Annotated in this window: 5 protein-coding genes; 3 read left to right on the forward strand and 2 right to left on the reverse strand. The window is 66.9% G+C overall.

The window, feature by feature from the left end; translation table 11 throughout:
- Nucleotides 1-71: 71 nt before the first annotated feature.
- Complete coding sequence (locus B4U45_RS16395) at nucleotides 72-1064, reverse strand: ABC transporter substrate-binding protein (protein WP_075546689.1); 993 nt, start codon at nucleotides 1062-1064, stop codon at nucleotides 72-74.
- A 167-nt stretch (nucleotides 1065-1231) separates the two neighbouring features.
- Between B4U45_RS16395 and B4U45_RS16400 the strand changes: the two genes are divergently transcribed.
- Nucleotides 1232-2608: a NarK family nitrate/nitrite MFS transporter gene (locus tag B4U45_RS16400; protein ID WP_075546690.1), complete on the forward strand. Its 1377-nt coding sequence runs from the start codon at nucleotides 1232-1234 to the stop codon at nucleotides 2606-2608.
- Here the strand turns inward: B4U45_RS16400 and B4U45_RS16405 are convergent, their stop codons facing one another.
- Nucleotides 2609-3862 carry a DNA polymerase domain-containing protein gene (locus tag B4U45_RS16405; RefSeq protein WP_075546691.1) on the reverse strand — a complete coding sequence of 418 codons (1254 nt, stop codon included), beginning with the start codon at nucleotides 3860-3862 and terminating at the stop codon, nucleotides 2609-2611.
- A 67-nt stretch (nucleotides 3863-3929) separates the two neighbouring features.
- Here B4U45_RS16405 and fadD2 point away from each other — a divergent pair, with 67 nt between their 5' ends.
- Nucleotides 3930-5603, forward strand: coding sequence for a long-chain-fatty-acid--CoA ligase FadD2 (fadD2, locus tag B4U45_RS16410; protein ID WP_075546692.1), 1674 nt, complete (start codon nucleotides 3930-3932; stop codon nucleotides 5601-5603).
- A gap of 170 nt (nucleotides 5604-5773) precedes the next feature.
- A partial coding sequence (locus B4U45_RS16415; RefSeq protein ID WP_142995096.1) for a PE family protein occupies nucleotides 5774-6483 on the forward strand: 710 nt, incomplete at its 3' end.

The following is a 6483-nucleotide window of genomic DNA, read 5'->3' on the forward strand; positions in this document are numbered from 1 at the left end:
TTCGAGCACTGCCAGAGGTGCCTTAGCAAACGCTCATGAGGATGCGGTCAGCGGCAGTGCCAACCGGGAATTCAGCCCAGGATGGCGCCGATCTGCGGGGGCAGCTGATCGGCCACCAGAGGATAACTCAGCGGCGATGCGAACGCGATGGCTCCGGCCAGGTCTTTGGTGGTGAAGAGGTGGCGCTTCTGGGCGGTCGCCCCCGCAGCCGCTATCGCGGGGTCGGCCAGCAACGCCTGCTGCTCCTCCGGACTTTCGGTGGACCAGATCAACACATCGGCGGAATCGAGCACCTCTTTGCTGTGCTCGGGGGGGATGACCGCCACGTGGCCGGCGGCGTAGGGCTTGATGGCGTCGGAGACCACCAGACCCATCTGGTTGAGGAAGTCGGTGCGCCAGCCGGCCATGGTGGCGATCACGTTGCCCTGCCGCAGCCTGCCCTGCAGCAGCAGTGCCTTCTTGCCCTTCCATTGCGGATTCTTCTGGCCGACCTCGGCGAACTTGCGGTCGACGTCGTCGATTAGCGACTTCATCTGGTCGGCCTGGAAAACCGCCTGGCCGATGGTGGTCGCCTGGTCCTTCCACGGCTCGAAGAACGCGTCGCCGTCGGACTGCGGGATGGTCGGGGCGATCGCCGACAGCTTCTGGTAGGTGTCGGCGTCGACGCCGGCGTTGATGGCCACGATCAGGTCGGGCTTCAGGCCGGCAATCTGATCGACCGCAATTCCGTTGTCCAGGTTCAAGACCACCGGCTGCGCCGCGCCGAGCTTGGGTTGGGCCCACGGCCATACGGCGAACGGTTGGTCGCCGAACCAGTTGGTCACCGCGATCGGCACCACACCCACGGCCAGTAAGTCGTCCTGTTCGGTGAAGCCCGCACTCACCACGCGCTTCGGCGGCTCTTTGACGACGGTCTTGCCGAATAGGTGAATGATGGTCACCGCCCCACCGCCGGGTGTGCCCGGTTTCGGTTCGGGTGACGAACACCCCGAAATCCCCGCGGCGACGAGCCCTGTTGCTCCAGCGACCTGCAGGAATCCGCGGCGACTCCATCCCTGTTGCACCGCGTGAGACTATCGCGTGCCCGAGTGGGCTCACCGCCGCAATGCCGGTGCATCCCCCCGCCGCCGCATTTTTCTGACAGGCATCGCAAGACCGTTGTGATGTTTGCTTTTCGCCCACGTAACTGCGGGCGCCGGAGCCGGTAACAGCGCGCCTTTAGCGTCGGGCCATGACCATTGCCCCGGAAGTCCAGCAGGCGCCACCGCGCGCGCCCTATGTCGAAGGTCCCTGGATTGATGACTGGCGCCCGGAAGACCCCGAGTTCTGGGAGCGCACCGGCAGACCGATCGCCCGGCGTAACCTCGTTTTCTCCATCTTCGCCGAGCACATCGGGTTCAGCGTCTGGATGCTGTGGAGCATCGTGGTGGTGCATATGACGGCCGTCGGTGGCCACCCTGCGCCCTCTGGCTGGGCGCTGTCGCCCAGCCAGGCGCTATGTCTGGTCGCGGTGCCCAGCGGGGTCGGTGCGTTGCTGCGGTTGCCCTACACATTTGCCGTCCCGATCTTCGGTGGCCGCAACTGGACGATCATCTCGGCCACGTTGTTGGTCATTCCCTGTCTACTGCTGTCCTGGGCGGTAAGTCATCCCGGCATCCCGTTCGTGCTGCTGGTCGTGATCGCCGCGACGGCTGGGGTAGGGGGCGGCAATTTCGCCTCCTCGATGGCCAACATCTCGTTCTTCTTCCCGGAGCGCGACAAGGGCTGGGCGCTGGGTCTCAACGCGGCCGGGGGCAACATCGGGGTTGCGGTGGTGCAGAAGGTCATCCCCTCGGTCGTGGTCGCCGGTGGCGGGGTGGCGCTGGCACGTGCCGGATTGTTGTTCGTCCCCTTGGCCGTGGCCGCCGCGGTGTGTGCCTACCTGTTCATGAACAACCTCACCGAGGCCAAAGCTGACGTGAAACCCGTTTGGCAGGCATTGCGGCACACCGACACCTGGGTGTTGTCGCTGTTGTACATCGGTACCTTCGGATCCTTCATCGGCTACTCGGCCGCCTTTCCGACCTTGCTGACCAGCGTCTTCGGCCGCGGTGACATCGCGTTGGGCTGGGCTTTCCTGGGTGCTGCCATCGGATCGGTTATCCGTCCGCTCGGTGGCAGGCTCGCCGATCGGATCGGCGGCGCCCGGATCACCGCCGGCAGCTTCGTCATGCTCGCAATCGGGGCGGCGGCGGCGCTGTGGTCGGTTCAGGCGGTCGACTTGCCGCTGTTCTTCCTCAGCTTCATGTTCTTGTTCGTGGCCACCGGTATCGGCAACGGATCGACCTACCGGATGATCTCCCGGATCTTCACGGTCAAAGGCGAGCTCGCGGGCGGTGACCCCGACACGATGGTCCAGATGCGTCGCCAGGCCGCGGGTGCGCTGGGCGTCATCTCCGCCGTCGGTGCGCTTGGCGGGTTTCTGGTGCCGTTGGCCTATGCGTGGTCCAAGGCGCAATTCGGCAGCATCGAACCGGCGCTGCGCTGCTACGTGGTCTTCTTCCTGGGCCTGCTGATCGTGACGTGGTACCGCTACCTGCGCAGCGGAAGCTGGGCGAGTCGACTCTGATCAGCTGTCCGGCATGGGTTTCGGCTTGGGCGGATAGTCCGGCCAGGGGCTGTAGTCGGCGATCAGCTCCTCCTGCGCGGGCCGCTGGTCGGCCGGCACGTGCTGCAGATTGATCCGGATCCGGTACCAGATGGAACTGGGCCCGCGCATCCCGTCGACCAGCACGTCGGCGGGCTGCAGCAGGTCGGCTGCGGCGGGATGGCGGTGGCGCCAGGTGTCCAGCGCGGCCATCGCCTCGTCCCGGGTCTTGGTGCGCGCGACCTCGATGAGCGGCTTTGAGGACCGGCGCCGGCCGCCGGCCCGTGGGCCGGCGCCCTTGGGCGCCTTTTCCGGCGGCCCCAATTCCTCGGCCAGCATGAGCAGCCGGTCCAGCTGGCCCACGGCGTCGTCGATCCCCGCCCACGGGTCACCCAGCTCGGCGAACCGGTCCGGAACGGTGCCCAGGGTGAAGTCCTCCGGATGGCAGTCGGGCACCTCATCCCAGCCCAGCGGGGTCGATACCCGGGCGTCGGGAGTGGCCCGCACCGAGTAAGCCGACGCGACCGTACGGTCCTTGGCGTTCTGGTTGAAGTCGACGAACACGCCCTCGCGTTCTTCCTTCCACCAGCGGCTGGTTGCGGCGTCGGGCACCCGCCGTTCGACTTCGCGCGCAACGGTCTGGGCAGCCAACCGGACCTTGGAGAACGGCCAGCGCGGCGCGATCCGGGCGTACACATGAAAGCCGCGCGACCCGGACGTCTTGGGCCAGCCGGTCAGGCCGTAGTCCTCGAGCACCTCACGCACCACCAGGGCGACGTCGATGATGTGTCGCCAGCCGATGCCCGGCATCGGGTCCAGGTCGATCCGCAGCTCGTCGGGATGGTCGAGGTCACCGGTCAGCACCGGATGCGGATTGAGGTCGATGCAGCCCAGGTTGACCACCCACGCCAGTCCCGCGGCGTCGTGGATGACCGCTTCCTTGGCGGAGGTGCCCGACGCATAGCGCAGTTCGGCGACGTCGACCCAGTCCGGACGGTTGGCGGGTGCGCGCTTCTGGAACACCGCTTCTTCGGAGATGCCTTTGACGAAGCGCTTGAGGATCATCGGCCGGCCGGCCACCCCGCGCAGCGCGCCATCGGCCACCGAGAGGTAGTAACGCACCAGGTCGAGCTTGGTGTGTCCGGATCGGCCGTCCGGGCCGGGAAACACCACTCGGTCCGGATGGGTGATGGTAACGCGGTGTCCGGCGACGTCCAGTGATGCCGGACCGGTCATGAGAGTCCATGCTAATTCCGGAATACCTTCTGATCGCTTTGCGACCCCCGTCACATATTGTGAGGTTATGCCTAACCTCAGTGACTTGCCCGGGCTCGGAAAGATCCAGCAATACGTCGACCGCGGTACCTCCGAACTGCACTACGTGCGCAAGATCGTCGAATCGGGCGCGTTCCGGTTGGAGTCGCCGCTGAACTATGCCGCGATGGCAAACGAAATCGTGAAGTGGGGCGAGTTCGGCATGCTGCCGTCGCTGAATGCCCGGCGCCACCCGGACCGGGCAGCCTGCATTGACGAAGAAGGCGAGTTCACCTACAAGCAGCTCGACGAGGCCGCCCACGCCGTGGCCAACGCCCTGCTCGCCAAGGGGGTTCGGGCCGGCGACGGGGTGGCCCTCCTGGCGCGTAACCACCGCTGGTTCCTCATCGCCAACTACGGCGCCGCCCGGGTGGGAGCCCGCATCATCTTGCTCAACAGCGAGTTCTCCGGTCCGCAGATCAAAGAGGTGTCGGAGCGCGAAGGCGCCAAGCTGATCATCTACGACGACGAGTACACCAAGGCCGTCAGCAAGGCCGAGCCGCCGCTGGGCAAGCTCCGCGCCCTGGGCACCAACCCCGATAAAGACGAGCCGTCGGGCAGCACCGACGAGACCCTGGCCGACCTGATCGCGCGCAGCAGCACCGCGCCCGCCCCCAAGGCCGGCAAGCATGCGTCGATCATCATCCTGACCAGCGGAACCACCGGCACCCCCAAGGGCGCCAACCGCAGCACCCCACCGACGCTGGCGCCCGTCGGCGGCATCCTGTCGCACGTCCCCTTCAAGGCCAACGAGGTGACGTCGCTGCCGGCGCCGATGTTCCACGCGCTGGGTTACCTGCACGCCACCATCGCGATGTTCCTGGGGTCGACGCTGGTGCTGCGACGTAAATTCAAGCCGCCGCTGGTGCTGGAAGACATCGAGAAGCACAAGGTGACCGCCATGGTGGTGGTGCCGGTGATGCTGTCGCGCATCCTCGACGCGGTCGAAAAGATGCACAACAAGCCCGACCTGTCCAGCCTGAAGATCGTCTTCGTTTCCGGGTCGCAGCTGGGCGCCGAGTTGGCCTCGCGCGCGCTCAAGGACCTCGGGCCGGTCATCTACAACATGTACGGCTCGACCGAGATCGCGTTCGCCACCATCGCCGGACCCAAGGACCTGGAGCGCAATCCGGCGACCGTCGGACCGGTCGTCAAGGGCGTGAAGGTCAAGATCCTCGACGAGAACGGCAACGAGCTGCCCCAGGGCGAGGTCGGGCGGATCTTCGTCGGCAATGCCTTTCCGTTCGAGGGCTACACCGGCGGCGGCCACAAGCAGATCATCGACGGCCTGATGTCCTCGGGTGACGTCGGCTATTTCGACGAGCACAACCTGCTCTACGTCAGCGGCCGCGACGACGAGATGATCGTTTCCGGCGGTGAGAACGTGTTCCCCGCCGAGGTGGAGGATCTGATCAGCGGGCATCCCGACGTGGTGGAGGCCACCGCGATCGGTGTCGAGGACAAGGAGTGGGGCGCGCGACTGCGTGCATTCGTGGTGAAGAAGCCCGATGCCGAGGTCGACGAGGACACCATCAAGCACTATGTGCGCGACCACCTTGCCCGCTACAAGGTGCCGCGGGAGGTGATCTTCCTCGACGAGCTGCCGCGCAATCCCACCGGCAAGATCCTCAAGCGTGAACTGCGCGAGATGGAGGTGGAGTAGCGGGTAGCTGCCGCAACCGGCGACCGCGCTACGAAGCTCTACGCACGTCACCGGGAATCTGAGAAACAGGATCTTCTTCGCCTGCCAAGTGGTGTAATTCTGCTGAACTCATCCGGGCGAATTGCGCATGCATGTTGGTGGCGCGGTGGATTGATGTCAGGGGTTGTGGGATGCCGTATGTGATTGCGGTGCCGGATGTGGTGGCCTCGACGGCGGCACAGCTTGCGGATCTAGGTGTGGCGCTGGGCGTTGCCAATGCTGCAGCGACGGCCTCCACCACGGGGATCCTGGCTGCGGCTCACGACGAGGTGTCAGCGGCGATCGCGGCGGTGTTCTCCGGGCACGGCCAGGCGTATCAGGGGCTCAGTGCGCAGGCGGCGTTGTTTCATGAGCAGTTCGTGCGGGCGTTGAGCGCCGGTGCCGGCGCGTATGCCGGCGCCGAGGCCGCCAATGCCTCGCCGCTGCAGAGCCTGCTCGACGCCGTCAACGCGCCCGTCCAGGCAACGACCGGTCGTCCGTTGATCGGCAACGGTGCCAACGGAGCCTCCGGCACCGGCGCCAACGGGGCGCCGGGTGGCTGGTTGCTCGGTGACGGCGGGGCCGGCGGGTCGGGCGCGGCGGGTCAGAACGGCGGTGCCGGCGGCGCTGCTGGGCTGCTGGGTTCCGGCGGCGCCGGTGGGACCGGCGGGAGCTCCTCGACCGGTAACGGCGGTGCCGGCGGGGCCGGTGGGACCGGTGGATGGTTGTCGGGTAATGCCGGTGCCGGCGGGGCCGGCGGCGCCAGCACCTTCGCGGGCGGTGTCGGCGGGCTCGGTGGGTCCGGCGGCGCCGGTGGCCTGTTGGGTGGCGGCGGCCTCGGCGGGGCCGGCGGGAGTTCGTT

Origin of the sequence: Mycobacterium persicum, from assembly GCF_002086915.1 — a bacterium.
Taxonomy (GTDB): Bacteria; Actinomycetota; Actinomycetes; order Mycobacteriales; family Mycobacteriaceae; genus Mycobacterium; species Mycobacterium persicum.